Origin of the sequence: Iodidimonas sp. MBR-22 (assembly GCF_029946565.1) — a bacterium.
In the GTDB taxonomy this organism is placed as follows: domain Bacteria; phylum Pseudomonadota; class Alphaproteobacteria; order Sphingomonadales; family Rhodothalassiaceae; genus Iodidimonas; species Iodidimonas nitroreducens.
The window spans coordinates 186,764-213,322 of sequence record NZ_JARKVQ010000003.1 but is presented as its reverse complement, the minus strand read 5'-3'; the positions used below and the strand labels follow the sequence as shown (position 1 = coordinate 213,322).

At 56.8% G+C, this 26,559-nt stretch carries 27 protein-coding genes; 5 read left to right on the top strand and 22 right to left on the bottom strand.

The window, feature by feature from the left end; translation table 11 throughout:
- Positions 1-41: 41 nt before the first annotated feature.
- Entirely contained in the window at positions 42-533 is a 492-nt protein-coding gene (locus QK300_RS04010) for a hypothetical protein (RefSeq protein ID WP_281300295.1), read from the top strand.
- Positions 533-1,159, top strand: a complete 627-nt coding sequence (locus QK300_RS04005; protein ID WP_281320814.1) for a hypothetical protein — start codon at positions 533-535, stop codon at positions 1,157-1,159. The genes QK300_RS04010 and QK300_RS04005 overlap by 1 nt, the downstream gene beginning before the upstream one ends.
- A 103-nt stretch (positions 1,160-1,262) precedes the next feature.
- Here the strand turns inward: QK300_RS04005 and QK300_RS04000 are convergent, their stop codons facing one another.
- From QK300_RS04000 to QK300_RS03925, 16 genes are all read right to left on the bottom strand, one after another.
- The gene (locus tag QK300_RS04000; protein WP_281300297.1) at positions 1,263-1,613 is read right to left on the bottom strand and encodes a hypothetical protein; all 351 of its coding nucleotides are present in this window, start codon (positions 1,611-1,613) and stop codon (positions 1,263-1,265) included.
- Between the two features lie 76 nt (positions 1,614-1,689).
- On the bottom strand, positions 1,690-2,166 hold the full coding sequence (locus QK300_RS03995) for a MaoC family dehydratase (RefSeq protein ID WP_281300298.1): 477 nt from the start codon (positions 2,164-2,166) through the stop codon (positions 1,690-1,692).
- A gap of 124 nt (positions 2,167-2,290) precedes the next feature.
- Positions 2,291-3,394 (bottom strand): redox-regulated ATPase YchF, encoded by a 1,104-nt coding sequence (gene ychF, locus QK300_RS03990; RefSeq protein WP_281300299.1) that lies wholly within the window; start codon positions 3,392-3,394, stop codon positions 2,291-2,293.
- A gap of 36 nt (positions 3,395-3,430) precedes the next feature.
- Positions 3,431-4,018: an aminoacyl-tRNA hydrolase gene (gene pth, locus QK300_RS03985; RefSeq protein WP_281300300.1), complete on the bottom strand. Its 588-nt coding sequence runs from the start codon at positions 4,016-4,018 to the stop codon at positions 3,431-3,433.
- A gap of 11 nt (positions 4,019-4,029) precedes the next feature.
- Positions 4,030-4,656, bottom strand: coding sequence for a 50S ribosomal protein L25/general stress protein Ctc (locus QK300_RS03980; protein ID WP_281300301.1), 627 nt, complete (start codon positions 4,654-4,656; stop codon positions 4,030-4,032).
- Between the two features lie 119 nt (positions 4,657-4,775).
- Positions 4,776-5,687 carry an SDR family NAD(P)-dependent oxidoreductase gene (locus QK300_RS03975; RefSeq protein ID WP_281300302.1) on the bottom strand — a complete coding sequence of 304 codons (912 nt, stop codon included), beginning with the start codon at positions 5,685-5,687 and terminating at the stop codon, positions 4,776-4,778.
- Between the two features lie 157 nt (positions 5,688-5,844).
- The gene (locus QK300_RS03970; RefSeq protein ID WP_281300303.1) at positions 5,845-7,569 is read right to left on the bottom strand and encodes a methyl-accepting chemotaxis protein; all 1,725 of its coding nucleotides are present in this window, start codon (positions 7,567-7,569) and stop codon (positions 5,845-5,847) included.
- A gap of 108 nt (positions 7,570-7,677) precedes the next feature.
- Positions 7,678-9,714, bottom strand: a complete 2,037-nt coding sequence (locus tag QK300_RS03965) for a TonB-dependent receptor (protein WP_281300304.1) — start codon at positions 9,712-9,714, stop codon at positions 7,678-7,680.
- A 32-nt stretch (positions 9,715-9,746) separates the two neighbouring features.
- A complete protein-coding gene (locus QK300_RS03960; RefSeq protein WP_281300305.1) occupies positions 9,747-10,328 on the bottom strand; it encodes a YfiR/HmsC family protein in 582 nt (193 codons plus the stop codon).
- A 270-nt stretch (positions 10,329-10,598) separates the two neighbouring features.
- Positions 10,599-11,939, bottom strand: a complete 1,341-nt coding sequence (gene astB, locus QK300_RS03955) for an N-succinylarginine dihydrolase (RefSeq protein ID WP_281300306.1) — start codon at positions 11,937-11,939, stop codon at positions 10,599-10,601.
- Positions 11,940-11,941: 2 nt separating this feature from the next.
- Complete coding sequence (gene astD, locus QK300_RS03950; RefSeq protein WP_348651820.1) at positions 11,942-13,423, bottom strand: succinylglutamate-semialdehyde dehydrogenase; 1,482 nt, start codon at positions 13,421-13,423, stop codon at positions 11,942-11,944.
- 66 nt (positions 13,424-13,489) lie between these two features.
- Entirely contained in the window at positions 13,490-14,545 is a 1,056-nt protein-coding gene (locus QK300_RS03945) for an arginine N-succinyltransferase (protein WP_281300308.1), read from the bottom strand.
- 2 nt (positions 14,546-14,547) lie between these two features.
- Positions 14,548-15,861 carry a hydrolase gene (locus QK300_RS03940; RefSeq protein WP_281300309.1) on the bottom strand — a complete coding sequence of 438 codons (1,314 nt, stop codon included), beginning with the start codon at positions 15,859-15,861 and terminating at the stop codon, positions 14,548-14,550.
- Between the two features lie 125 nt (positions 15,862-15,986).
- A complete protein-coding gene (locus QK300_RS03935) occupies positions 15,987-17,756 on the bottom strand; it encodes an amidohydrolase family protein (protein WP_281300310.1) in 1,770 nt (589 codons plus the stop codon).
- Positions 17,753-18,631 carry a bile acid:sodium symporter family protein gene (locus QK300_RS03930; RefSeq protein ID WP_281300311.1) on the bottom strand — a complete coding sequence of 293 codons (879 nt, stop codon included), beginning with the start codon at positions 18,629-18,631 and terminating at the stop codon, positions 17,753-17,755. The genes QK300_RS03935 and QK300_RS03930 overlap by 4 nt, the downstream gene beginning before the upstream one ends.
- Positions 18,632-18,740: 109 nt before the next feature.
- Positions 18,741-19,508 carry a cyclic nucleotide-binding domain-containing protein gene (locus QK300_RS03925; RefSeq protein ID WP_281300312.1) on the bottom strand — a complete coding sequence of 256 codons (768 nt, stop codon included), beginning with the start codon at positions 19,506-19,508 and terminating at the stop codon, positions 18,741-18,743.
- A 75-nt stretch (positions 19,509-19,583) separates the two neighbouring features.
- Here QK300_RS03925 and nadC point away from each other — a divergent pair, with 75 nt between their 5' ends.
- Both nadC and QK300_RS03915 read left to right on the top strand, forming a co-directional pair.
- Complete coding sequence (gene nadC / locus QK300_RS03920) at positions 19,584-20,450, top strand: carboxylating nicotinate-nucleotide diphosphorylase (RefSeq protein ID WP_281300313.1); 867 nt, start codon at positions 19,584-19,586, stop codon at positions 20,448-20,450.
- 13 nt (positions 20,451-20,463) lie between these two features.
- Positions 20,464-20,850 carry a DUF423 domain-containing protein gene (locus QK300_RS03915; RefSeq protein WP_281300314.1) on the top strand — a complete coding sequence of 129 codons (387 nt, stop codon included), beginning with the start codon at positions 20,464-20,466 and terminating at the stop codon, positions 20,848-20,850.
- Positions 20,851-20,858: 8 nt separating this feature from the next.
- Here the strand turns inward: QK300_RS03915 and QK300_RS03910 are convergent, their stop codons facing one another.
- The 6 genes from QK300_RS03910 to pdxH all read right to left on the bottom strand — a co-directional run bounded on the left by QK300_RS03910 (position 20,859) and on the right by pdxH (position 25,576).
- Positions 20,859-21,629 (bottom strand): ABC transporter permease, encoded by a 771-nt coding sequence (locus tag QK300_RS03910; RefSeq protein ID WP_281300315.1) that lies wholly within the window; start codon positions 21,627-21,629, stop codon positions 20,859-20,861.
- On the bottom strand, positions 21,626-22,735 hold the full coding sequence (locus tag QK300_RS03905) for an ATP-binding cassette domain-containing protein (RefSeq protein ID WP_281300316.1): 1,110 nt from the start codon (positions 22,733-22,735) through the stop codon (positions 21,626-21,628). Before QK300_RS03905 ends, QK300_RS03910 begins: the two co-directional genes overlap by 4 nt.
- A 6-nt stretch (positions 22,736-22,741) precedes the next feature.
- Positions 22,742-23,560, bottom strand: coding sequence for a PhzF family phenazine biosynthesis protein (locus tag QK300_RS03900; RefSeq protein WP_281300317.1), 819 nt, complete (start codon positions 23,558-23,560; stop codon positions 22,742-22,744).
- Complete coding sequence (locus QK300_RS03895) at positions 23,557-23,916, bottom strand: Spx/MgsR family RNA polymerase-binding regulatory protein (protein WP_281300318.1); 360 nt, start codon at positions 23,914-23,916, stop codon at positions 23,557-23,559. Before QK300_RS03895 ends, QK300_RS03900 begins: the two co-directional genes overlap by 4 nt.
- A 74-nt stretch (positions 23,917-23,990) precedes the next feature.
- Positions 23,991-24,938 (bottom strand): cation diffusion facilitator family transporter, encoded by a 948-nt coding sequence (locus QK300_RS03890; protein WP_281300319.1) that lies wholly within the window; start codon positions 24,936-24,938, stop codon positions 23,991-23,993.
- A gap of 26 nt (positions 24,939-24,964) precedes the next feature.
- A complete protein-coding gene (gene pdxH / locus QK300_RS03885) occupies positions 24,965-25,576 on the bottom strand; it encodes a pyridoxamine 5'-phosphate oxidase (RefSeq protein ID WP_281300320.1) in 612 nt (203 codons plus the stop codon).
- 65 nt (positions 25,577-25,641) lie between these two features.
- Here pdxH and QK300_RS03880 point away from each other — a divergent pair, with 65 nt between their 5' ends.
- A complete protein-coding gene (locus QK300_RS03880; RefSeq protein ID WP_281300321.1) occupies positions 25,642-26,559 on the top strand; it encodes a DnaJ C-terminal domain-containing protein in 918 nt (305 codons plus the stop codon).

Below are 26,559 nucleotides of genomic sequence, written 5' to 3'. Positions count from 1 at the left end.
GGGGCGTGATCTGAACCGTTGTTCGATCAAAAGGAAGCAAGATGCCACAGTTTGATCCGGCGCTTTTTGCACCACAGATCATCTGGCTGATGATCGCCTTTGGCGTGCTTTGGCTGGTCATGGCCCGCATTGGCCTGCCCCGCGTGGAACGCACGATGGTCGAGCGATCAGAACAGATCGAAGCCGATCTAGATGCCGCCCGGCAGATGTCGGCGAAATCGGATGAGCTAACGGCGGCTTATGAAGCGACCCTTTCAGAAGCGCGGGCCAAGGCAGCAGCCATCGCCGAACGGACCAAGGCGGATATTCGCCAAAGGACCGATCAGTTGATGGCCGAAACCCAAGCTAAGCTCGATGCCAGAATGGTCGAGGCTCAAGCCGAAATTGATAAAGAGCTCAGATCGGCACTATCCGAAGTGGATGGGGTAGCGGCAGAGGTCGCCGCATCGATCATCGCGCGTTTAGCGGGCGAAGAGCTTGCCGCCAAAGATCTTGAGGCCGTCGTTTCACAAGTCCGTTCGGAGGCAGCATGATGGCGCGTGATCTTCAATTTTTCATAATGGCTGATTTTGCGGCGGATGATCTGGCCGCACAAGACGGTCAGGCCGGCCAGGGCGGCCAGAGCGCTCAGGAAACGGTTCAGCAGGAACTGGTCGAGGTTGAAGCCCATCATGATGGGAGTTTGCTGCAATCGGCTGAATTTTTTGTTGCCGCTGGTTTTTTGATTTTTGTCGGGCTGATGCTTTGGCTTGGCGTCCACAAAATGATCGCCAAGGCCCTTGATGATCGGTCGGATCGCATTGCCGGGCAGATCGAAGAAGCCCGCCAACTTCGCGAGGAAGCGCAGGCCGATCTGGCCCAGCGGCAGCGCCGTCAGAAAGAAGCAACGGCCGAAGCCGAATCCATCCTCAATCAAGCGGAAGAAGATTCGCGTTTGTTGATGGATGATGCGGTGATCGCTATGGATCGCATGGCCGGTCGGCGGGAAGACATGGCCGCGCAAAAAATCAATCAAGCCAAGCTTGATGCCATCAAAAGCCTGCGGGCCGAAGCCGCCCATATCGCTGTTGAGGCCGCCCGCCGGGTGATGCGCGAGCAACTGGCCGGGAAAAAAGGCTCCACCGCCATGGCCCAATCTATCAAAAGCCTGGAGTCATAATCGCTCTCTCGGCTTTCGCATCTTTTCCTTAAAGCTACGAAAAAGGGCACCGCCTTGATGAAAGGGGTGCCCTTTTTCGTTATGGTCAGATCCTGCGATGGCGTCAGAGACCGCAGCTTTTCTCCGCCGCTGTCAGCGCCTCCCGGGTATCCAGCAGCATTTCATTTCGCACATCATAGGTCAGTTCCTGCTCCTCGACGAATTGGGTCATTTTTTCATCATCGCCACTGATGGCGATGGCAGCCAAAACAACCATCTTTTCAAAATCGTCTTTGGGCAGGGTTTGGGCCAGTGAGTCCACATAGCAATCACAGGTCTCGGCATCGGTCCCCCGCTCGGCCTTGCAGGCATTGCGCAGCTGATCCTGAGCGCTTTCAACGCTCATGACCTGTGCAAGAGCCGTGTTCATCCCCATTGTGGCAACCAGCAAAGCGATGACGGACAAAGAACGCATATATTTAACTCCTGAAAAAAAACGAGACAAACAAAACACAATCCCAGTCAGACAGCGCCATCGCAGCCAAAGCCGATCAGATGCTATCCCCAGCAGATCGAGCCGCAAAAAAGCCATTGCTTTTAAAGGTCAGCACAGGCTCACCCTTTTGATTGAGAACTGTGTAGTCGCTTTGGATATTGCCTATTTCGGGCCGGGATTTCAAGCGACGCGTGTTCGTAATCTTCATCTGCACGCTTAACACGTCCCCGGGGAAAACCGGCTGCAACCAACGGATTTCATCAACCCCCGGTGAACCCAAAGAGGCAACACCATTCTCTTTCATATGATCCACCATCATCCGCATGGTCATGGCGCACGTATGCCAGCCCGAAGCGCATAATCCCCCAAATAATGAGGATCGGGCGGCTTCATCATCCACATGAAAGGGCTGGGGATCATAGCGCCGGGCAAAATCGATCACCTCATCCCGGGTCACTTCATAGCGACCGAAATGATCCTCTTGCCCGATCTTGAAATCTTCAAAAAAAACCGTCTGCTGTTGCTGGCTCATATTTGTTCCTTTGCCTTGGATCGATCACTGATCATAGTCCAAAGACGCCTTTTTGCCTGCCACCGCTAAAGGCAGGCCCCATACACAGCCCCGAATACCAGCCCGATAAAGGCCCGGGATGCCCTTAATTGGCAAAGCGAAACATCATGATATCGCCATCCTGAACCACATATTCCTTGCCCTCAAGGCGCATTTTACCCGCATCCTTTGCGCCATGTTCACCGCCAAGGGCAATATAATCGGCAAAAGCCGTGGTTTCGGCACGAATGAAGCCCTTTTCAAAATCCGTGTGGATCACCCCGGCCGCCTGCGGCGCGCGGGTGCCTTTGGTGATGGTCCAGGCCCGGGCTTCTTTTGGTCCGGCGGTGAAATAGGTTTGCAGGCCCAAAAGCTGATAACCGGCCCGGATGATGCGGGCGAGCCCGGTTTCCTCCAATCCCATATCGGCCAGAAATTCGCGCTTTTCCGCATCACTATCCATCTGGGAGATTTCCGCTTCGATGGCTGCCGAAATGATCACACAGCCAGAGCCTTCGGCTGCAGCCTTTTTGGCCACCTTTGCCGAAAATTCATTGCCATCGGCAGCAGAACCTTCATCCACATTGCACACATATAAAACCGGCTTTCCGGTCAGCAATTGCAGCCCCTCGAACAGGCGCTCTTCCTCGGCATCGGCGCGTTCAAGGGTGCGTGCCATCAGGCCTTCTTCCAAAAGCGCGATCACCCGCAGCACCAGGCCCAAAATCGCCTTGGCCTCTTTGTCCTGGCCGCGAATGCGCCGTTCCAGATTGGGGATGCGCTTGTTGAGCGAATCCAGATCCGCCAGCATCAATTCGGTTTCAACCGTTTCGGCATCGGCGATAGGATCGATCTTGCCATCAACATGGGTGACATCATCATCTTCAAAACAGCGCAGCACATGGACCACCGCATCCACTTCGCGAATATTCCCCAAAAACTGATTGCCCAACCCTTCGCCTTTTGAAGCCCCGCGCACAAGCCCGGCAATATCCACAAATGACAAGCGTGTGGGGATGATCTGCTTTGATTTCGCAAGGGCCGCAATCTGCTGCAAACGGGGATCAGGAACAGACACATCACCGATATTGGGATCGATGGTACAAAAAGGATAATTCGCCGCTTCAGCCGCAGCGCTATTGGTCAAGGCATTGAAAAGTGTTGATTTTCCCACATTCGGCAAACCAACGATCCCGCATTTGAAACCCATGTCATCTTCCCGTTGTCGGGCTACAAAAAAGGGCGATCAGCCCCCGGCCCGCGACTTTGAAACGCTCTGTGCAACATTCGTCATGAAACGCGGCCAATCCCCGCGCCCCAGATCACCCGCATGAGCGGCCATCGCTTCGCACAGATCATCCACCCAGGGCCATTCGGACTTGGCAAAATCCGACAGCACATAAGGCACCACCCGATCCTTGTCACCGGGATGGCCAATGCCAAGACGCACCCGGACGAAATCCGGGCTGCCAAGATGGGATATGATCGAGCGCAAGCCATTATGACCGGCATGACCGCCGCCAATCTTCACCCGCATCCGCCCCGGTGCCAGATCCAGCTCATCATGAAACACAATGAGATCAGATGGATCGAGCTTATAATAACGCAGGGCTTCGCCAATGGCGCGGCCGCTTTCATTCATATAGGTTTGGGGCTTGATGATGATCAGCTTTTCGCCATCGATGCTGCCCTCGCTCACCAGACCGGAAAAGCGCGGACGATCAGGCGTAAACAGATGGCGGCGGATGATTTCATCCACCGCCATGAAGCCTATATTATGCCGATTATCAGCATATTGATTGCCCGGATTACCAAGACCGGCCAGAAGACGCATCAAACTGTCTTTCAGTCTTCAGATGAGCCTTCAGCAGCATCGGCACTCGCGCCCCCTTCTTCGGAACGCAGGGCAGACGGCGCGGCAATGGTGGCAATGGTAAAATCGCGATCGGTGATGGTGGGCTCGCAGCCGGCAGGCAGCGTCACCGTGGAAATCTTCACCGAATCATTCACATCCAAACCGCTCAGATCGATCTCGATGCTTTCGGGAATATCCGAAGCCGGCACGCTCAACTCAATTTCATGGCGCACCACATTCAGCACACCGCCGCGCTTCAAGCCGGGGCATTTGCTTTCATTGAGGAAGTGAACGGGCACTTCCACCGTCACCTTCGAGCCTTTGGACAAGCGCAGAAAATCAACATGCAAAGGCACATCAGTGACCGGATGCAATTGAATATCGCGGGGCAGAACACGTTCTTTTTTGCCATCCAGCACCAATTCAAACTGATGCGACAGAAAACCGCCACGGTTAAGAATTGCCACAAGTTCATTGCGCTTGATCGTCACGGTTACGGGCGCTTTTTTCGCCCCATAAACCACCGCGGGAACCAAACCTTCTCGGCGCGCTGCGCGGGCGGATCCCTTTCCGGCCTTTTCGCGCGATTGCACGTTCAGGGTCAAAGCCTGAGCCATCGTTTTATCTCCATTGATTTCATTCATGGAGCACAGCCGACCTCCAGGGATGTTCGGACTCTGTGCTCGCACGAGGGTGTAACGCCTGAAGCCTGAAAAAGCAAGAACCTGATCCCCGATCAGCCTTTCTTCATGGCCGCCAAAGCCTTCATGGCAAATTTTTCGGTGTGCTTTGATCCCATTTCCAAAGCCTGCTGCTGATCACAGGCCACCAGATCATCCCATTGATCGCGCAGGGCTTCGGGGCTTGCACCCGCCCCCAGATACACCCCTTCGGTTTCAACGATATGGGCTTTGGCAAAATGCCCGGCGCCAGCGCTGATGATCTGCCCATTGGGGGCATCCTCACCGGCCAGCAGCATCACCGCCGGGGTCACCAGTTCGGGGCGAAACAGATCAAGAAGCTGGGGCGGGAACAGATCTTCGGTCATGCGGGTGGCGGCAATCGGAACAATCGCATTCACATGGATATTATCCTTCGCCCCTTCCAGCTTCAACGTATTCATCAAACCCACCTGACCCAGCTTGGCCGCGCCATAATTGGTTTGGCCGAAATTGCCATAAAGCCCGCTGGATGACGAGGTCATAACGATCCGGCCATATTTCTGCTGTTTCATGATCGGCCACACCGCATGGCTGCAAATGGCCGCGCCCATCAGATGCACATCCACCACCAGCCGAAAATCATCAAGGCTCATCTTGGCAAAGGATTTATCGCGCAAAATTCCGGCATTATTGATCAGAATATCGATCCGGCCATAAGCCTCCATTGTCTCGGACATCAGGCGCGCCACCCCGGCTTCATCCGTCACCGACGAACCATTGGCAATGGCCTTGCCACCAAGCGCATGAATTTCTTCCACCACGGCTTTGGCGGCATCCGATGATCCCCCTGATCCATCCACGCTGCCGCCCAGATCATTCACCACAACAGACGCCCCGCGCCGCGCCAGTTCCAGAGCATGGCTGCGCCCCAGCCCACCCCCGGCACCGGTCACAATCGCCACACGGCCATCAAAACGGATCGTCATATTCTGCTCTCCTGAATATTATGGCCCCGAATGCGTGCGGGCCGCCTGCTGATCGAACCTGTTCATAAAAGAACGCCACCACCAAGACAACCGCCGCAACAGGGGGCTGGCTCGATAGTGGCGGTATCAGATTTGAATTTTCGTTTCGCCTCCGAAATCAGGCTCGGATCTGCTTTACGAAATTATCGGCAGCACCCCCCAGGGTCTTGAAATCATGGCCCAGATTGGTGATCACGACCAGAAGCTCTTCTGAAGCCGCACCATTTTCACTGGCGGCTTTGGTCATCTGCGCAACCTTTTCCGAGAATCGATCCGTTTCCGAGGCCGCCAATTCAACGGTTCTGGCGATTTCCTGCGTGGCTGCGGCCTGTTCTTCAACGGCAGAGGCAATGGCCGAAGCGCTTTCTTCCGCTTTGCCGATCATATCTTTGCTCATCACCATGCGCTGCACCACATTATGGGTCAGCGATTGCACCTGATTGATCCGCTCCCCAATATCATTGGTGGCCTTGGCCGTTTGCGCCGCCAGATTTTTCACCTCGCTGGCCACCACGGCAAAGCCCCGCCCGGCTTCGCCTGCGCGCGCTGCCTCGATGGTGGCGTTCAAGGCCAATAGATTGGTCTGATCGGCAATATCATTGATCAAAGTGACGATCTGACCGATTTGATGAACCGAGTCTTCGAGCGTTTTGACGGTTGCGGATGCCTCATCTGTTGCCGAGACCGCCTCTGTCACATTGCGCGAGCTATGATGAACCTGCTGGGAAATTTCCTCCACCGAAGCCCGCATTTCTTCGGCAGCGGCTGAAATCACCTGAATATTGTCCAGAACCGCTTTCGATGAGCCAGACAATTCCCGGCTCCAGGAATGATTGTCTGATGCCCGGTTCTTCATGCCCTTGGCACTTTCTTCAACCTTGCGTGCCTGATCTTCAAGACCGCGCATCAGGTTCGAGACTGTTTCATCGAAATGGGAGGCGAGGCTATTGCGCTCGCTCGCCGCCTGCTGCTGTCTTTTCTGCTCTTTCTCGCGATCTTCGGCTTCCCGGCGGGCTTCAGCTTCCCGGGCGGCGGCGGCCTGTTCCTCGGCCTTTTGTCGATTGGCTTCCTGCTCGGCACGCAGGCGTTCGGTTTCCGATTGTGCCGCCCGGAAGGTTTCAAGAGCCGTGGCGATGCCGCCCAATTCATCGCCCCGCGCCAAGGCCCCGATATCAAGGGATTGATCGCCATCGGCCACCCGAACCGTGGCCGCAGCAATCGTGCGTGTGCCTTTCACGACTTCACGCCCCACGACAAAAGATGCTCCGAGCAAAAGCAGGCCGATCAAAAGGCTGATCATGATCAGATTGCGCAAAGTGGATGCCGCATTATCCTGCGCCATGGCCGCATTGGCATCTGCATTGCCAACGCTGGATGCAACAAGTTCTTCAACCGTTTGCGAAACCCGATCCCCCAAAGCCCCAAAAGGGGTGAGGAGGGATGCAGCGCTGGCAAAATCGATTTCGAGCATAGCCGACACCACCGCCAGCGCATCGCGATAGGATTGCAATTCCACCGCCACCTGTTCCAACTGAACAGCCACAGCTTCACCATCCGGTGTTTTGGCCAAAGCGGCCAGACGATTTTGCACCTGACCGATATCGCCCGCCACCTCTTCAATTTCCGCAGGATCAACCCCCGGCTCTCCGGCGGCTGTCGCGGTCATGAAGCGATAAAGGCGGGTTTCTGCGGTTTTGAAATCACTGCCGATATCGCTCACCATAACGCTGCCCTTCAAACCGCGCGTGATGATTTCACTCATGATCTGATTGCTTGCGGTCAAGGCCTGCACCGCGATGCCGAGAATGAGGCCAATCCCCAAAAGCGCAAGGATCGGAGCCATCGCGAATTTTGCCGCAAACGGCCAGTTCCTGATGGATCTCCAACGCCTTGGGCCCATTGGTCCGGGGGATTTGTCTTGCCCAGTCATCATGATGCTAACCTTGCTTTTTTACCAATGGAACGATGTTTGCAGATAAACCTGCCGTTCGGCAGCATCCGCTTGGCTGGGACGATGGGTTTTACTGTCAAACGCGACCGCCGACAGGGTCACTTTCCACCAATCGGTGATGTCATAAGAGGCCTGACCCGAAAGGGTGAAAAAATCATCCACACGATCAAGGGTGAGACCACCCCCCGCATTGGGCACGATCCGATCCGACGAGGATACGAATTGGCCATAAAGATCGATGCTGAAACCATCGAGGCTATAACCACCATGCAGATTGACCTTGTGCTTGGGCGTCGAACGCTCGAATTCCAGACCCACAAAGCTCACACCCTGGGAAAAAAGGTCGAATTTGTCATTCACATCAATGAAGGCGTAATTCACACCCCATTGCAGATTATCTCTCTCGCCTTTGAATTCCAGTTCAACGCCCACCTGCTCTGATGCGCCCACATCAACGGGCTGGGACACGAAAAAGGGCGGATTGACAAAGCTGGGCGCAAAATTCGCCACCGCCACATTCTTGGATAAAGATGTGTAAAACAGATTGGCTTTGAAGCTGGAAAACAGCATCGGCAATTGCCGTTCGACACCTATATCATAGCCTTCGGTGATGCTGGCCCCCAGATCGGGATTTCCGGTAACGAAAAAGCTGGTGCCCGGCAAAGGACCGGGGCCGACGCCCACCGCCGCAAATTCGATAAGGCTCATCATCTTCACCCCACGCGCCGCCGACAGACGCAGCGAGGTATCGGCATCCGCCCGCCACACAAGGCCCGCATTATAGGAAATCTTGGTCAGGGTTTTGTCGAAATCGTCATTGGTCAGCGGAAAGCCGGGAATTTCTTCACCAGAACGCGAAAAATCGATGGTATCGACCCGGCTACTGCCAACGAAATTGAGATTATCGGCAATCTGCCAATCCCACATCCCGCTGATCGCCAGAGAATCGAAATTCGCCTTCACCCCTTCGCCAATCGGGCTGGCCGGAAAATCGCCCCGAAACACATTATGCCGATATTCTCCAAAAATGCGGAAAGCGTGATTATTGCCGATTTTAAAGAGATCTTCGACCTGCGCCACCAGCACTTCATTTTCATAATTCAGGGCCCCAAAGCCCGAAACCACGGTTTCATGATCCAATGCATTGAAATACACATTGGCTTTTAAGGTGCCGATGGAACTATCGCGCAAATATGAGCCGCGCAAAGACCATGTTTCCACATCGGGTGTTGCACCGGAAAAAGTGGGAACGACAGCCGCGCGCTCGGTCGATGACCATGAGCCTTCAAAGCCGATTTCAGATTTCGCATCGAGCCTGAACTGCCCGCGCGTGCTGAAAGCGCTGGTTGTGGGATCAACCTCTGGAATAATGCGCGGCGCATCACCGGCATCAAAAGCATCCGCATCAAGAAAGCTGCCTGACAGGGAAATGCCGCCGGAATTGAAGCGCTTGGTCAAAACACCGGACACTTCCTTGCTGTTTTGAGTGCCCGCGATGAAGCGCACATCATTCACGTCATCATGCATCGGGTTATAGGTAACGATATTGATCACCCCGATGGCCGCATTAAAACCGAACAGGGCTGTATTGGGGCCTTTCACAACCTCGATCTGACGAATTTCCGCCATCTGCACCGGAATGGCATTCCAGAACACCATGCCGAAATGATCGGAATAAACCTGACGGCCATTGACCAGAACCAAAAGGCGCGGATTATAAGGGGAATTAAACCCTCGCACTGAAACATCGGCGCCTTCCGTTGTCCAGCGGATCACATCGATCCCCAGAACATGGCGCAGGGCATCGGGAATATTGGTGGCCCCGGTGCGGGCGATATTTTCTGAGGTGACGATTTCCATGGGAACCGGCACATCGGATGCGCGTTGGGGCTTGCCTGTGGCCGATGTCGTCACCGGCTCGCCAAACAGCATTTCAAGGGACCCATAATCAACGGATTGAGCCGCCGCCATCTGGCTATTGCTGATCGCCAGAACGGACACACAGGCAGTGAGAGCGTATTTTTTGAATTTAAGCATATTAGTCATCCTGCAAACTGATGTGAACCGGCTCAGATTTCTTTGATGAGCATGAGAAAGGCCGAACCAAAGCTCGTTCCGGTTGCCTCGGCGGCAGCCTTGTTGACCAGAATTTCAACGCGCGGCGCAGAAGAAACCCCCACCACGCAGGCACCGCCTTCAACACAGGCCCGATCCGACGAAACGGTAATCACCGCTTTGGATTTTGCTTCAGCTGCAATGGCGGGGAGAAATGCCGTAGTTTGATCGGCCACAAAGGCGATTTTTGCCCCTGCCAAAGCGGACAGGTCGCCCGCTGGCAGCAATCTGGGCACGAGCTTCGATTTTCCCGCTGCGGGATTTGCCGTGAGGAAGGCAAGAATGGCATCGGCATCGCTTTTGGATGCACCATTGCCCGCATCATAAATGATGGCGGTATCAAGGGACCCCGGTGGCAAATCGCTGACGAAAGACAGGGCGCGCGTTGCAACCTGAAGATCTTTTTCGCTGGTGGCTAATGCCTGCGAAGCAAGGCAAGTGCCAAGAACAAGCGAGAAAACCAAGCTCAGGGCATGGCGCATCGGCCGTTTACCCCGATAAAGATCAGAAAATGTTCCCGTGGTGGCATCAATCATGCCGCCCCTCCCGCTCTAATGAATTATCACAATGTCGTGAGATTGATCATTCGCAGGGAATTCCTAAAAACTTCTTAAAATACGTGCATGATAATACGCTTAATGACATTATTTTGGTAAATATGACAGAATATACGCAATATATAGATGAAAAATGACCTCAAAAAACGAATAGATATATTCATAATTGCAGAAAGACTAAACAACCATTACAACTTTAAGAAGTTTATTTTTGAGGCGCCCACGCTCCGGCATTTACCGCGCAGCGCCTCAATCCGCCTCGCGCTGAAAATCATAAACCGGGCCCAGCCCCAAAAGGCCCGTCAGGTCATCAAGAGCCGTGCGGCTTTCATCCAGCAAATGCGGATCGCGCAGATCATCGGCTGATAAACGATCCCGATAATGGCGATTGACCCAGGCGGATAAAGCATCGATGCGGGCATCATCCAAAATCACCCCTGCGCCCAAAGCTGCACATTCGGCCTCGCTCAACACCACCCGCAGGCGCAAACAGGCCGGGCCACCGCCATTGCGCATGCTTTGCCGCACATCCAGATAGTGCGCCGCGCCAATCACTTTATTTTGCGCCAATAAACGATCCACATAGGCTTTGGCGGATGGCGTTTCCGCCACCTCCATCGGCAGGATCAGGGTCATCCCCGGTTCATGAGGCAGGCTTAAAAGCTGGGAATTGAAGAGATAGGATTTGACAGCATCCTTCAAGCTCACTTCAGCGGCAGGAACCCTGATGAAGGAAAAATCGATCTCGGGCGCGGCTTTCACCAAATTCTGTTCTAAAGCCGCAGGGTCGGCAAACGCCTGTTCATGATAGAAGAACGCAGGCCCGTTCGAAACCGCCACAACATCATTATGAAAGGCCCCGGCATCGATCGCCACTGGATTTTGCTGCACAAACACCGCCGATTTCACCCCATGCTGGCGGGCAATGGCTTCTGACGCCTCGCGCGTTTGCCGGGCCGGATAGCGCTTTGGCGCGCCATCGCGGGAAAAGGCATGGGCCCCATAAACAAACAGATGCAATCCCGGCTGATCATGGGAGCGGGAAAAGCGATTATGATTGGCCGCCCCTTCATCCCCCATATGCGGCGAGGATGGCAGAGCCGGATGATGACCAAAGCGCGCACCTTCAGGGAAAATCGACTGAAGCACCCGCGCCGTCACCGGATGTTCGATGGACCGATGAAACATCGCCACCAGATTGGCCGGGGTGATATGCAAACGGCCATCATGGCTATCGAATGAGGGGGTGATGGTGGCGGCATTGGCTGTCCACATCGCCGAGGCGGAACTGAGATTGCGCACCAATTCCGGGGCGGTGGCGATGGCCCGCTCCAATATCTGCTGATCGCTGCCCGAAAACCCAAGCCTGCGTAATGTTTTGATATGCGGGCGTTCATGGGGGGGCAAAATCGCCTGCCCCAGCCCCATTTTCATCAGGCTGCGCATTTTCTCCAGCCCTTGCAGTGCCCCCTCGCGCGGGTTGGAAATTTGCAAGGCATGGCTTTGCGCCGCCTCATTGCCATAGGATAATCCGGCATAATTATGGGTTGGGCCCACCAGCCCATCGAAATTAAATTCCCGAGCGACCATGATCAGGCCTTTTCCTGCTTGATGCCCTTGGGGGGCGCGGATGCGACGAGCCGATCATCGGCCTGTTCAAGGCTGGCAACGGGATAGGCGCAATAATCCGCCGCATAATAAGCGCTGGGGCGATGATTGCCGCTGTCGCCGATCCCCCCGAAAGGAGCCGCCGATGAAGCGCCCGTGAGCGGCTTGTTCCAATTCACGATGCCTGCCCGGGCGCGGGCGTGAAAGCGTTCATAAAGGCTGCGATCATCCGATAACAGCCCGGCAGCCAGCCCAAAGCGGGTTTCATTGGCGCGGCCGATGGCAGCATCGAAATCAGCCACCCGGATGATCTGCAAAACCGGGCCGAAGATTTCATCATCGTCGGGCGTGGTGATGGGGGTGCTATCGATCAGCCCTGGGGCGAGAAAGGCATCGCCGCGTTCCAGCCGCACAGGTGGGCGGATCGCTCGCCCCCCTGCTGCCAGAAGCCGGGCGCTTTGATCCAGCACCCGATCAGCCGCCGCCGCACCGATCACCGGCCCCATGAAGGGTTCGGGGGTTTCATCCCATGCGCCGATGATGATCCTGTCCATCATCGCCACCAGCGCATCGATCACCTGATCTCCTTCTGAACCGAACGGTAAAATCAGGCGACGGGCGCAGGTGCAGCGCTGGCCCGAGGTGATGAAAGCCGACTGAATGATCACCGAGGCCGCCGCCTCCAGATCCGCCACATTGCTGACGATCAGGGGATTATTGCCGCCCATTTCCAGTGCCATGATCTTGCCCGGCTGGCCCGCCACCTGCCGATGCAGGGCCTTGCCCGTGGGCACGCTGCCGGTAAACAGAATGCCGTCCACATCCTCATGCGCTGAGAGCGCCATGCCGGTTTCCCGCGCCCCCTGCACCAGATTGAGCACCCCTTCGGGCAGGCCCGCTTCCTGCCAGATCGCAAGCATCAATCCGGCCACCGCCGGGGTTTGTTCGCTGGGTTTGAAAACCACGCTATTGCCCGCGATCAGCGCCGGTACGATGTGGCCATTGGGCAAATGGCCGGGGAAATTATAGGGGCCAAACACCGCCAGCACCCCATGGGGCCGATGCACCAGCTTTTGCCGCACGCCATCATTGGTACTGCTGCGCGCACCGGTGCGTTCATGATAGGCGCGGATCGAAATGGCGATTTTGGCGGCCATCGCCCCGGCTTCGCCCAGGGCATCCCATAAAGGCTTGCCGGTTTCGGAGGCGATCATCCGCGCCAGCCCTTCCTTGCGCTCGGCCAAAAGCGCCCCGAAACGCTCGATCACCGCCAGCCGTTCGTCCAAGGATTGCACCGACCAGTGGCGAAAACCCACGCGCGCTGATTTGACCGCACGGTCCACATCATCGGCATTTGCCTGCTGGCCCTGCCAGATCACCGTGCCATAGGCGGGATCATGGCTTTGCAATAAAGGCCCATTGCCCGGCACCCATGCGCCATCGATATAATTACAGCCCTGTGTCATGCCTTGTGTCATGCCTTCTCGTCTTTCTTTGTCTTGCCCGTCTTGCCAACCACTCTGATCCATGGCTCATTTTTTGCCGCTTCTGACCTTATTGAGGGGGGCGATCGTCAAGGGATCGCCGATCTTCACCCCCAAAACCCGGGCGGCTTCGGGCGGCAGGATGATCCCCGCATGATCCGCCTGCACCACCGGCACCGCCAGCATCCGCACATCGGGCCATTGCAAGGATGCCACCAGCATCATCGGCGGGTTCTGCGGCCCGACATCTTCATGGCCGCTGATCCCGGCCAGATGCACCCGCCGGGCCTTGCGTAAGGTGCGGATATCGCGCGCGGGCACTTCATAGCAAGGGCCACCATCGAAAATATCCACCGCCCCCGCGGCCCTGAAGCCTTCTTCGGTCAAAAGCCGCACGGCCCCCCGGGCATCATCATGGGGCTTGCCGATCACATCCTGGGCTTCTTGCGGCAAAAGATTGGTATAAATCGGGAATTTCGGCATCAGATCGGCGATGAACTGGCTGTTGCCCATGCCATTGATGCGATCGGCATCATGAAAATCCATGCCAAAAAAATGCCGCCCGATGGCCTCCCAGAATGGCGAGCGTCCGTTCTCATCGGTCCAGCCCCGGATTTCCGCCATGATTTTTTGGGAAAACCGCTCGGGAAAGGCGCCGATCATCAGATAGCGCGCCTTTGATAACAAGGCCCCGGTGACCCCTTTTCGATAATCGGGGTGAAGAAACAAGGTCCCCAATTCGGTGGTGCCGGCATAATCATTCACAAGCTGCAACAGCTTCGTATCCACCTTCATATCGGGATTATGGCTCAGTTGTGTCAGATGCAGGATGCGATAGCTGTAAAAGGGCTTGCTATGGCCCACGGAGGCGAAAATCCCCGAGGTTCCCACAACCTTGCCGCGATCCACATCTTCCAGAACGAACAGATAATAATCATCGCCATCAAGCCCCGAAACGCAGGCAAAGCTTTTCACGGATTGTTCGATCTTGCTGGCCAATATCTCCCTGTCGGGCGGCAAGGTGGTGAGCCCGCCGCCGGTCGATAGCGCCAATTCATAAAGATCATCACAATCCAAAGGCCGGGCCGGGCGCAAAAGCAGCATGATCAGGCCCCCTCGCCAATCAGCAGATCATCAAAAGCCCCATGGGCGAAGCCAAAGATGATAAGGGCCGATAAGCGGGCGCGTTCGGCAAAGCTTTCCACCAGCACATATTCATCGGCGCTGTGAATATCGCCGCCGCGCACGCCTAAAGTATCCACATTGGGCAAGTTTGCGGCCGCCAGATTATTGCCCTCGCAACAACCGCCGGTGGCGCGATAGGAAATCCCGATATCCATAGCCTCGCCACAGGCGCTGACAATATCAAACAGCGCCTGATTGCGCGGGCCGATGGGTTTGGGCGGACGGTTGAAATCGCCATGAAGGCTGATCTGAAACCCTTCCCGGGCGCCGATATCCTCGCTGATCGCCATGAGCCCTTCGCGCACCCATTGGGCATCCGCATCCGTTTCCACCCGAACATTAAAGCGTATAACAGCACAATCGGGCACGATATTGGGGGCCGCGCCGCCCGCTATCACCGCCGGATTGATGGTCACCCCCGATCTTTGGCCATTCAAGGCATCAAGCCGGGTGATCAATTGGGCCATCATCACCACCGCATTGCGACCAAGGGCAAATTCGCGCCCGGCATGGGCCGCCCGCCCCCGGATGACAAAGCTGAAATTGCCCGATCCCTTGCGCGCCCCGGCCAGGGTGCCATCGGCCAAAGCCGGTTCATAGGTCAGGCCAATCCGGGCAAAAGCCGCCCGCTCCGCGAGATAAGCCGCCGATCCCAAAGAGCCGATTTCCTCATCGGCGCTGATCAGCACATCCCAGCCAAAATCATTGAGGTCAAAATCATTGAGGTCAAAATCTTTCCACGCCCCGGATCGTTCCACCGCCAAAAGGGCGTAGAGCATCACGATCAATCCGCCCTTCATATCCGCAACACCGGGCCCATTGAGCGTTTGATCATCCAGCCAGCGCGGGGTTTGAAAGGGGTGATCGGCGGCAAAAACCGTATCGATATGCCCGGTCAGCAAAATCCTGCGCGGGGCTTGGGGGCGGATGCTGAACAATCGGCATGGCCCCAGTTCCAAAGGCTGTTCCTCGCCTTTCATATTGATCATGCGGACCGGCGACAGGGGCAAAAGGGTGCAATCGGCCCCGGTTTTGGCAAAGGCGTCCTCAAGCGTTTCACCCATGCGCTGAAGGCCATCGAGATTGCCGCTGCCGCTATTGATTTTTGACCAGGCAATCACCTGATCAACCATCGCCGCCTGCTGGCCATCCAGCCATGAAAAGGCATCGGCATGGCGCTTTTTGATCTCAAAAAGCCGGTCGGAAAGCCCAGCATTCATCGTCTGTGGGGTCACAAAACACTCCATATCCCAAGCCATCGGCCCGTTCATGATCGCACAAAGCCCATTCATAGGGAAAAAGGCAAAAGCAGAACAATCACAAAGGCGTTCTTTCCGGATGCGGCCCTGCAGATAAGAGCCTATCCGCGCGGACCGCGAATGAGCCGACCGGGGCGCGCCCCCGTGGGCTGATCATAGCGCATCACCGGCACGCCGGAAACGATTGTCGCCACATAGCCCTTCGCCCCTTGAAACAAGCGCTTGCCGCCAGCGGGCAGATCATAGCGCATCTGTGGGCGGGGAAGGCAAAGGGCGCTATGATCAATGATATTGAGATCGGCCTTCAGCCCCCTTTTGATCAGGCCCCGATCCTGCAAGCCCATATGCCGGGCATTATCGGCGGTTTGCTTTTTGATCAGCCATGGCAGGGGCAATGTTTCGCCGCGTGTGCGATCCCGCCCCCAATGGGTAAGCAGAAATGTGGGAAAACTGGCGTCACACACCGTTCCCACATGCGCTCCGCCATCCGAAAGCCCAAACAAGGCGGCGGGGTGGATCATCATCTGGCGCAAGTCCGAAAGATCGAAACGGCTGTAATTATAAATCGGGAAATACACCAATTGCTGGCCATCTTCTTCCAGCAAAAGATCATAGATCGCTTCCATCACCGAAAGCCCGGCATCGCGGGCCATATAATAAAGGGATTTTTCCATGGGCGGTTCATAATCGGGCGGATCGCCCAAACGATACATGCGAAGCGAGAAAAATTCCAAACGATCCAGAACCATATCGGCAAGGGGCGGCACCGCGCTATCCGCCCCCGAAAGCCTGATGCGTGGCTCGGCCAGCAGCCGCGCCTTGAAATCGGGATCGCGCAGGATCGCCACCCGCTCTGCCAGCGGCAGATCCATGATCGCCCGATAGCCGGGATAAGCCATCAAAGGATTGAGCGTGGTCTCAAGCCCGAAAAAAACCCCGATGCCGCGCGCGGCCACCTGAACTTTCATCGGCAGGCCCCGGTCATTGGCCTGCTCCACCCGAGCCAGAATCCGCCGCCATTGATCAGGGGCCATATCCCGCTGATTAAGCGACAGGGAAACCGGACGCCCACAGGCCTTGGCCATGGCATCCACCAGATCGAATTCGGGATCGAAAGCGGCCTCACCTTCATCAAGACGAAAATCGGAAACGAGCTGCAAAACCCCCTTTCCCACATCGGCCAACGCCCCGGCCAGCCCCAAAAGCTCATCAAGGCCGCAAAACCGCGCCGGGGTATCTTCACCTTTATTGGTTTTATGCACCGCCGAACGCCCGGTGCTGATCCCCAAAGCCCCGGCCCTCAGGCCATCGGCTGCCAGTGCCCGCATCAGGGCGATATCATCTGCCTGCGCAGGTTCACCCGCAGCCCCACGATCCCCCATCACATAAAGCCGCAGGGGATCATGGGTGATCTGAGTGGCAAAATCGATGCTGTGGGGGATGGCGTCCAGTGCATCGAGATAACTGCCGAAATCCTCCCAATCAAAGCTAACGCCCTCGCTCAGGGCCACGCCGGGGATTTCCTCCACCCCTTCCATCAGGGCGATCAGCTGATCCTGCGCCCCCGGCCGCAGGGGCGCAAAGCCAACCCCGCAATTGCCCATCACAAGGCTGGTCACCCCATGGCAAGAGGATGGTGCCAATGTTTCATCCCAGCAGGCCTGCCCATCATAATGGGTGTGGATGTCGACAAAACCCGGTGTCACCATGGCCCCATCGGCATCGATCACCTGATGCGCCGGGCTGCCCAGCGATTGATCGCGCGAAATGTCGGTGATGCGGCCATCCTTGATCCCCAGATCCCCATGATAGGGCGCGCCGCCGCTGCCATCATAGATAAGTCCGCCGGTGATCTTTAAATCCAGAGTCATGGCACAATCCTTTTAAGGGCGGAGCGGCGGTCTTTCTGCAAAAACACGAAGACGAACAAAAAGGCCGTGGGAAACATCAACAGGCCATAAGCAGCACCGGGCAACATCATCATCTGATCCTGCAACAAGGTGGCGGCAACGAACATCGCAAGCGACCCATTCTGGATGCCGCATTCAAGGGTAAGGGCAACCACCCGGGGCGGGCTGAGGCGGGCGGCCCGGGCCAGACCATAAGCAAGGCTCATCGCCCCCAGATTAAGGATCAAAATGGGCGGAGCGATGGCCCCCAGATCATTTTGCACCCGTTCCCATTCCATCGCGATGGCGGCGAGGATGAACAGGAAAAATACCACCGTCGCCACCCGCCGGGTGATCGGCTCGGCGGCCATTGCGAAAGCCGGAGCCATGGCCCTGATCCCAAGGCCGCAGGACAAGGGGATCAGCGTCATCATCGCCAGCCCCGATATGGTTCCCAGCAAAGACAAGGGCGGCGCATCATCACCCATGAAATGAGCCATCGAAAAGCGCAGGATGATCGGCAGGCTGAAGATGGTGACAAAGCTGACCACGGTGGTCAGCGAAATGGATAAAGCGGTATCCCCCCGCGCCAGATGGGTAAGCAGATTGGACATCGGCCCGCCCGGACAGGCGGCAATGATCATCAACCCCACGGCCAGCGAAGGCGACATCGGCCACAGGCTGGCAAGGGCAAAGCCGATCACGGGCAGGAAAAGAAGCTGGCTCATGAGCCCCAGAACAAACGCTTTCGGCTGACGCGCCACGGCGGTGAAATCGGCAGTCGTCAGCGCCAGCCCCATCGACAGCATGATCAGAGCCACAATCGACGGCAGGATGATATCAGTAACGCTGTTCATATCCTCACTTTCCTGTCCACTTTACAAAACGGATAGGGAAATATCTCCTGCCTGAACATGCAGGACGATGTCGAGGATCTATAAGGTTCAATCGCCCCCAAAGCCCATCTTACAACGCTTTGGGTTCGACCATGATGCGGAATTGATAGGGGGCGCTTTTGGGTCCGGCAATCACGCTGTTTGCCCCCATATGCAAAATGGCGGTGGCTTCCTGACCAAAGCGCGATAAAGGCTGATCATTGACGATGGTGCCCAGATAGCTGCCCATATCGCGAATGATCAGATAGCCATCGCGTTTTTCCAATTCGAAATGTTCGGGCGAAAGAGCATAATCCTTCAACGCCCCGAGCAAAAGATGCTGATCCGATGTCTTGCCCCCATCGCTTTGGCCGGTGCGCAGCCCCAGGGTAAAGGGCAGCTTTTCAATGATCACCCCATCTTCGCCCATCTGCTTGATCATGGCTTCATGCGCAGGCAAAAGCCGGATCATCCCGATCTGTGTCAAAAGGGCTTTATCGCGGGATTTTCCGCCCCCCGAAAGCAGGCGTTCATCCACCTTTTCCAGCCGTTCGCTCAGCATCCGCAGCATCGGCAGGCCCAAAGGATTTTGATCGCTGAACAATTTCAGAAATTGCGGCTTGGTCACCTCAAGCAGGCTGCATGGGGTGAGCGCCTTCATGCTGGTGCTGTGCGCTTTATTGCGGATGACCCCGCTTTCGCCAAATATCTCACCCCGCCCCAGAACCGCCAACCGCACCGCCCGCCCGGCGGCTTGGCGCGAAACCTCGACCGCACCCTCTTCGATCAGATAAACTGCTTTGGCTTCATCGCCTTCGGCATAAACCAGATCGCCGGGCTTTAATTTCAGCGTTTGCATGACCCATCTCCTTCAGACAGGCTTCAAATTCTGCATCATGCAGTGTAAAGAGCCGGTAAAGTTCAAGGAAAAAACATGCCCAACCTGCCCTTTCCCCTTAGCGATGATGCACGCGATCACTTTATCGCGGCCGCCCTGGCCGAGGATATAGGGAGCGGCGATCTCACCAGTTCTTCGGTGATCCCCAATGATGCCCGGCTGATCGCTACCATGCGGGCACGCGAGCCGATGATTTTGTCTGGCCTGCCGCTCGCCTGCGCGATTTTCAGGGCGCTTGATCCCGATGTGGGGCTTCAGGCAATGGCCGATGATGGCACAGCGCATCAGGCGGGTTCCGTGCTTTTGCGCCTTGATGGCCGGGCCCGCGCCCTGCTCAGCGCTGAACGCACGGCGCTTAATCTGGTGCAGCATCTTTCGGGCATTGCCACCCTCACCCATCGCTATGTGGAGGCGATCAAGGGCACCGGCGCGGTCATTCTGGATACCCGCAAAACCACCCCGCTTTTGCGCCGGCTTGAAAAATATGCGGTGGCCTGTGGCGGCGGGGTCAATCACCGCATGGGGCTTTATGATGCGGTGATGATCAAGGATAATCACATTGCCGTGGCGGGGGGCATCCGCCCGGCATTGGAAGCCGCCAGAGCCGCAGGGCATGATGATTGTCAGGTGGAATGCGATACCCTTGATCAGGTGGATGAAGCTTTGGCCGCCGGGGCAGGCAGCCTGCTTCTGGACAATATGACACCCGATCTTTTGCGGCAGGCCGTGGCCCGCATCAAGGGCCGCGTTCCCACCGAGGCATCGGGCGGGGTGCGGCTGGAAACCGTGCGCGCCATTGCCGAAAGCGGGGTGGATCGTATCTCCATCGGTCGGCTCACCCAAAGTGCCCCGGCCATCGATATCGGCCTTGATTTTGAACGAGGGACCGCACCCCGATCATGAAGGACCATGAGGAATGAACATCCTGATCGCTTTGGCCGGTGTGAATGGCCTGATGGCGGTGGCAGCCCTGGCCGCCGGTGCCCATATCCTCGCCGCGCGCCTTGATGAACAAAGGCTGGGCTGGTTTACCCAGGCCGCGCAGTTTCAACTGATCCATGGGGTGGCGCTGCTGGCCCTGGGCATTGCCGCACTTTCTATCAAAACCATGCCCTTGATCCCGGCTACGGGGATGCTGTGGCAGGCGGGCGTGCTTTTATTTTGCGGCAGTTTATATTGGCTGGCCTTGATGGGATCGGGCAGCCTTGGGGTTTTTCACTGGCTCACCCCCTTGGGCGGGTTGTGCCTGATGGCGGGATGGGCCCTGCTGATCGTGGCAGGCATTCGCGCCCCGGCCTTGTGATCGGTTTATCAGGATTTGGCCATGAAACGGTGAAAGGCGCGCACCGCAAAGCCCGTGCACACGAAAGAAAACAGCAAAAGATAAGCGCCATTCACCCCCACCATCAGCCAATCGCCGCCCAGAAAAGCACCCCGGGCCATGCGCACCGCCCATTCCACGGGATTATAGGCGGAGATCGCCCTGATCCAGCCGGGCATGGCTTCGGTGGAGATGATCATGGATGACAGGAAAACCAAAGGCAGGATCACGAAATTCATCACCGCGATGATGGCATCATGGCGCGGGATCATCAAAGCCAAAGCATTCGATAAAGCCCCAAAGGCCGAGCCCAGCAAAAAAGCCGCGAGCAAGATCACCGGATAGGCCAGCACACCCCCTGTCATCCCCGCCCCCAAAAGCAGGCCAACCCCGATGATCGCCGTGGCCTGCCCCATCACCAGAACACCGGAATGGGCAACATACGCGCCAATCAGCGCCCCCCGCGCCGCCGGGGTGACCAGAAACCGATCCAAAATCCCCCGTTCATGATCCATCAGCAAAGACATGCCGGAATAGGCAGAGCCAAAAAGCGCCGCCATCACCGCAAGGCCGGGCACCAGAAAATCCACATAAGATTGGGTGCCAAAACCGCCCAGCGCTGTCACCCCGCCAAAAAGCTGGCCAAACAGCAAAAGCCATAAAACCGGCTGAATGATCGAGATGATCACAAAAACCGGCATGCGCTTGCTATGCACCAGCAACCGCCCGGTCAGGATGAACAGATCGCGCAAAAATTTCATGAAACGGTCTCGTCTTGGGGTGCGGAATGATCCGCAATATCAGGCGATGCAGCGGATGATTTCGCTTCCCTGTCGCCATCCGCAGCCTTGTACCGCCTGCCGGTTACCTGCAGATACACATCATCAAGGCGGGGCCGTGTCATGCTCACATCCAAAAGGGGCAATCCATCCAAGGCCGCAATCAGAAGCGGCAAAATGGATGATCCCTGCGCCACCCGCAGATCAAGGCGATCCTGATCCTGCTCATTGGCATTCAGCGCGGCATCCGCAGATGAAGGATCGGTCGGCAATCCGGCTTTCGCCAGCCGCTCAGCCAGATCCTGCGGATCGGGCGCGGTGGCAAACCGGATACTGATCAGATCGCCTTCCAGACGATCCTTCAGGGCTTTGGGCGATCCTTCGGCCACAATGCGCCCCTGATCGATGATCGCCACCCGATCCGCCAGTTGATCGGCTTCTTCCAGATAATGGGTGGAAAATAAGATGGTCATGCCCTGATCCCGGGCCAGATGCCTGATTTCGCGCCACATCACCGCCCGGCTTTGGGGATCGAGCCCGGCTGAAGGTTCATCGAGAATTAAAATCTGTGGACCATGGATCAGCCCCATCGCCAGATCCAACCGGCGGCGCATCCCCCCCGACCAGCCTTTAGTGCGGCGGTCAGCGGCCTCATCCAGATCGAAAAGCTTTAATAAATGCGCCACATGCCGGGCGAGATCATCCCCCCCCATGCCAAATAAACGCCCCTGCATCCGCAGATTTTCGCGGCCCGTCAGGGTTTCATCCGATGTTGAGGCCTGCGCCACATAGCCCATATCCCGGCGCAGGGCGGCGCGCGCGGCCTCAGCCCCCCGATGCCCCTGCCCGCCAAAATCATCAGAGCCAAAACCATCTGGCCCAAAAACATCATGACCGGCCAGCTTCACCCGGCCCGCCGTGGGCTGCGACAGGCTGGCCAAAATCCGCATGGTGCTGGATTTACCCGCACCATTGGGGCCCAAAAGGGCATAGATCTGACCTTTTTCAACCCGCAAATCGATCCCGCGCAAGGCTTCCACGGGGCCGGAATAGGTTTTCACCAAAGCTTTGATTTCAATCATCGGCATGGCTGTTCAAACGCTTTCCGGCACCGACATTTCACCGGCGATCACCTCCACACAATGGCCCGACATATGCACCCGATCCTTGGTCACATGAATCCACAGATCCCCGCCCCGCGCTGAAATCTGGCGGGCAAATAATGTGTTTTTGCCCAAACGATCAGCCCAAAAGGGCGCAGAAACACAATGCGCCGAGCCGGTCACCGGGTCTTCGTCTACCCCATATCCGGGGAAAAAACACCGCGACACAAAATCGCAATCATCACCGGGGGCCGTGGCGATGAAGCCATGCCGCCCCAAAGCCTTCAGAGCCACAAAATCGGGCCTCAGCCGCGCAATATCGGCCTGGCTTTCATAAAGCAAAAGATAATCGCGCCCACCACCCCACAAGGCCAAAGGGGCCGCCCCCATGGCCTGATAAAGGCCCGAAGGCACAGCCACATCGCCAGCCCGGCGGGCAGGCAGATCCAAAGACAGCCGATCCCCATCGCGGGTCACGGTCAAAATCCCCGCCTGACTGCCAAACCGCACGGCTTTGGCCTTGCCATGCAGATTGCTGAGGATGGCATGGCCGGCTGCCAAAGTGGCATGACCGCACAAATCCACCTCAACCTCCGGGGTGAACCAGCGCAGATGAAAATCCGCTTCGTCGGCATCCCCGGCGGGCACGAAAAAGGCCGTTTCCGACAGATTATTTTCCCGCGCAATGGCCTGCAGAACTGCATCGGGCAACCAGGCATCAAGGGGGCAAACAGCCGCCGGATTGCCGCGAAAAGCCTGATCGGTAAACGCATCGATCTGCAAAAAAGCGATACGAATATTCTGGCTCATTTTTGCTCCCCCCCGGCCCGGATCAGTGCTTTGACAGCATCATCAAACCCCGCAAGGATCTGTGCGCCCAGATCCCAGATCGGCCGTTTTATCAAGGTCGGATGGGCCAGCATCAGGTGCCGCGCCCGTTCGCCATCGAGTTCACCCTGCTCGGCAGGGGCCAGCCCGCGCCATGTGGTGCTGCGTTTATTGAGCAAATGCTCCCAGCCCAGGGCATCAATCCAGCGATCCATCTGATCTTCGCTCACCCCATGATCGCGCAGATCAACGAATTGATAAGCAACCCCCTCCCCCGAAAGCCATGTGCGGGCAGAGCGGCAGCGATCGCAGTTTTTGAGGCCAAACAGAATGATCATGGCACCCCGATTTGATTGATAGCTTTAACCATGGTCTTAGCGATAACCGCCCCTGCTTGCCATAAGAACCTGCATCAATCGAGTTCTTTCATCGTCAGATTGGGCTTTTCAAAGCCGATGGGATCGATCTTGATGATGATTTCGGCATCGGGAAATCGTTCGCTGAGCGCCGCTTCGGCCTCGATAGCGGCCAGATGCGCCTGATGCAGGCTGGCATGGGGGCTGATTTCGATATGAAGTTGAATGAAGCTGTCGATCCCGGCTTTGCGGGTTTTAAGATCATGCAGACCCAGAATATCGCGATTGCCCAAAACGATATTGAAAATGGCTTCGCGCTCGGCACTGGCCATTTCCCGATCCATCAGCATATCGATGGACCCTTTGGCCACCCCCCAGGCATTATAGCCGATAAAGACACCGATCCCGATGCCAAAGAGCGCATCCATAAAATGAAGGCCGCCATAAGCGCTGACCGCCAACCCCACCATCACCGAAAGGTTGAGCAACAGATCGCCGGTATAATGCAAATGATCGGCGGTAATGGCCACCGATTGGCTGCGCGCGATCACATGACGCTGGAACAGCACCAGCCCCAAAGTCAGGATGATCGCCACCGCCGAAACAGCCATGCCGGTCCAGGCCATCATCACCGGCTGCGGATCGGCAAGACGCAACACAGATTGCAAGATGATGAAGGCTGCCGATCCCAGCATCACCGCACCCTGGGCCAGAGCCGCCAGCGCCTCGGCCTTGCCATGCCCGAACCGGTGGGTATCATCGGGGGGCTGCAAAGCGGTGCGCACCCCCATATAGCTCATCACCGAAGCAAACAGATCAAGGAGCGAATCGGTCATCGAGGCGAGCATGGTCACCGACCCGGTGAGCAGCCAGACCACACCTTTCAATAGCGCAAGCGTGCCCCCCACCGCCATGCTGGCATAGGCCGCCAAACGCATCAGCTTCGCCCGCTTGCGCAAAGCGAGATCGGGGCTGTCCGCCCGAGCGTTTTTGGCCTCCGGCATGGTCATCATCCTGTTCTCTCGCCCCTTCAGGGATAAAGAAGCGTGCTTTCCCAATCGTCCGGTGCCCGCTCCCCTCGCGCATGGGGCTTGAAAATCACCCGATGGTGCAGGCGAAAGGGCTCTTCCTGCCAGAATTCAAAGAGATCGGGTTCAAGGCGAAAGCCCGACCAGAAAGGCGGCCTTGGCACCGGCTGGCCCACAAATTTTTGTTCATAATGCGCAATCGCCGCTTGGAATTCATCCCGGCCACCGGGCATCGGGGCCGATTGCTTTGATGCCCAGGCCCCGATCTGACTGGCGCGCGGGCGTCCGGCAAAATAGCGATCCGCCTGCGCATCCGAGACCGGACTGACAAAGCCCTCGATGCGGATTTGCCGTTGCAGGCTTTTCCAGTGAAACAAAAGCGCCGCCGCGTTCGAGGCTGCAAGATCACGGGCCTTGCGGCTCGCCAGATTGGTATAGAAAACAAAGCCCGCCTCATCCCATTCTTTGAGCAGCACAATCCGCGCCGATGGCCGCCCTGCGGCATTGACGCTGGCCAAAGTCATGGCATTGTGATTATCGGGTTCCGCCTCTTTGGCCTCATCCAGCCATTGCGCAAAAGCCTTGAAAGGGTTGGTTTGGGTAATTTTTTCCATACATAATCTCCAAAGCTGATAAAACCACATATCATGAACGACAGATGAGATGATCAAGGCTGACCATGAAAGATCCATATGCCATTCTAGGGGTTCCCAAAACCGCCGATGATGCCACCATCAAAAGCGCTTATCGCACATTAGCCAAGGAACTGCACCCTGATCGCAATAAAGGCAATGACAAGATCGTCGAACGCTTCAAGGAAGTATCGGCGGCCTATAATATCATTGGCGATAAAGACAAACGCGCCCGTTATGATCGCGGCGAGATTGATGCCAGCGGTGCCGAACGCGCCCCCTTTGGCGGGGCGGCGGGGGGCTTTCGGCCCGGTGCCGGGGGCGGTTTCAGGCCCGGTGCCGATATGGGCGGAGCGTCCTTTACCGATAGTGATGATATTTTTGCCGATCTTTTCGGCTTTGGCCGTGGCCGTCGGGCCCAGCCCCGGCCTCAGCGCGGGCGCGATGTGGTTTATCGCCTGAAGGTGGATTTCATTGATGCCATCCATGGCATCACCAGACGCCTGAGCCTGTCCAATGGCAAAACATTGGACGTGAAAATCCCTCAAGGCGTGGCCGATGGCCAGCAGATTCGCCTCGCAGGGCAAGGCCAAGCCGGAGAGGCGGGCGGCCCGCCGGGCGATGCTTTGGTGAAGGTTGAAATCGCGCCGCATCCTTTTTTCCGCCGCGATGGCCTTGATATCGCCCTTGATCTGCCCATCCGCATCGATGAAGCGGTTTTAGGGGCCAGGCTTTCGGTGCCCACCCCCCATGGTGAGGTGACATTATCGATCCCCAAAAACACGTCGAGTGGCAAACGCCTGCGCCTAAAGGGCAAGGGCATCAGCGCCGGGGGCAAGACCGGCGATCAATATGTGACATTGAAGATCGTTCTGCCCGATCATCCCGATCAGGATCTGGAAAAAGCGATCAAGGGCTGGGCGAAATCCCATGCTTATGATGTTCGCGCCGCCCTGAAATCATAA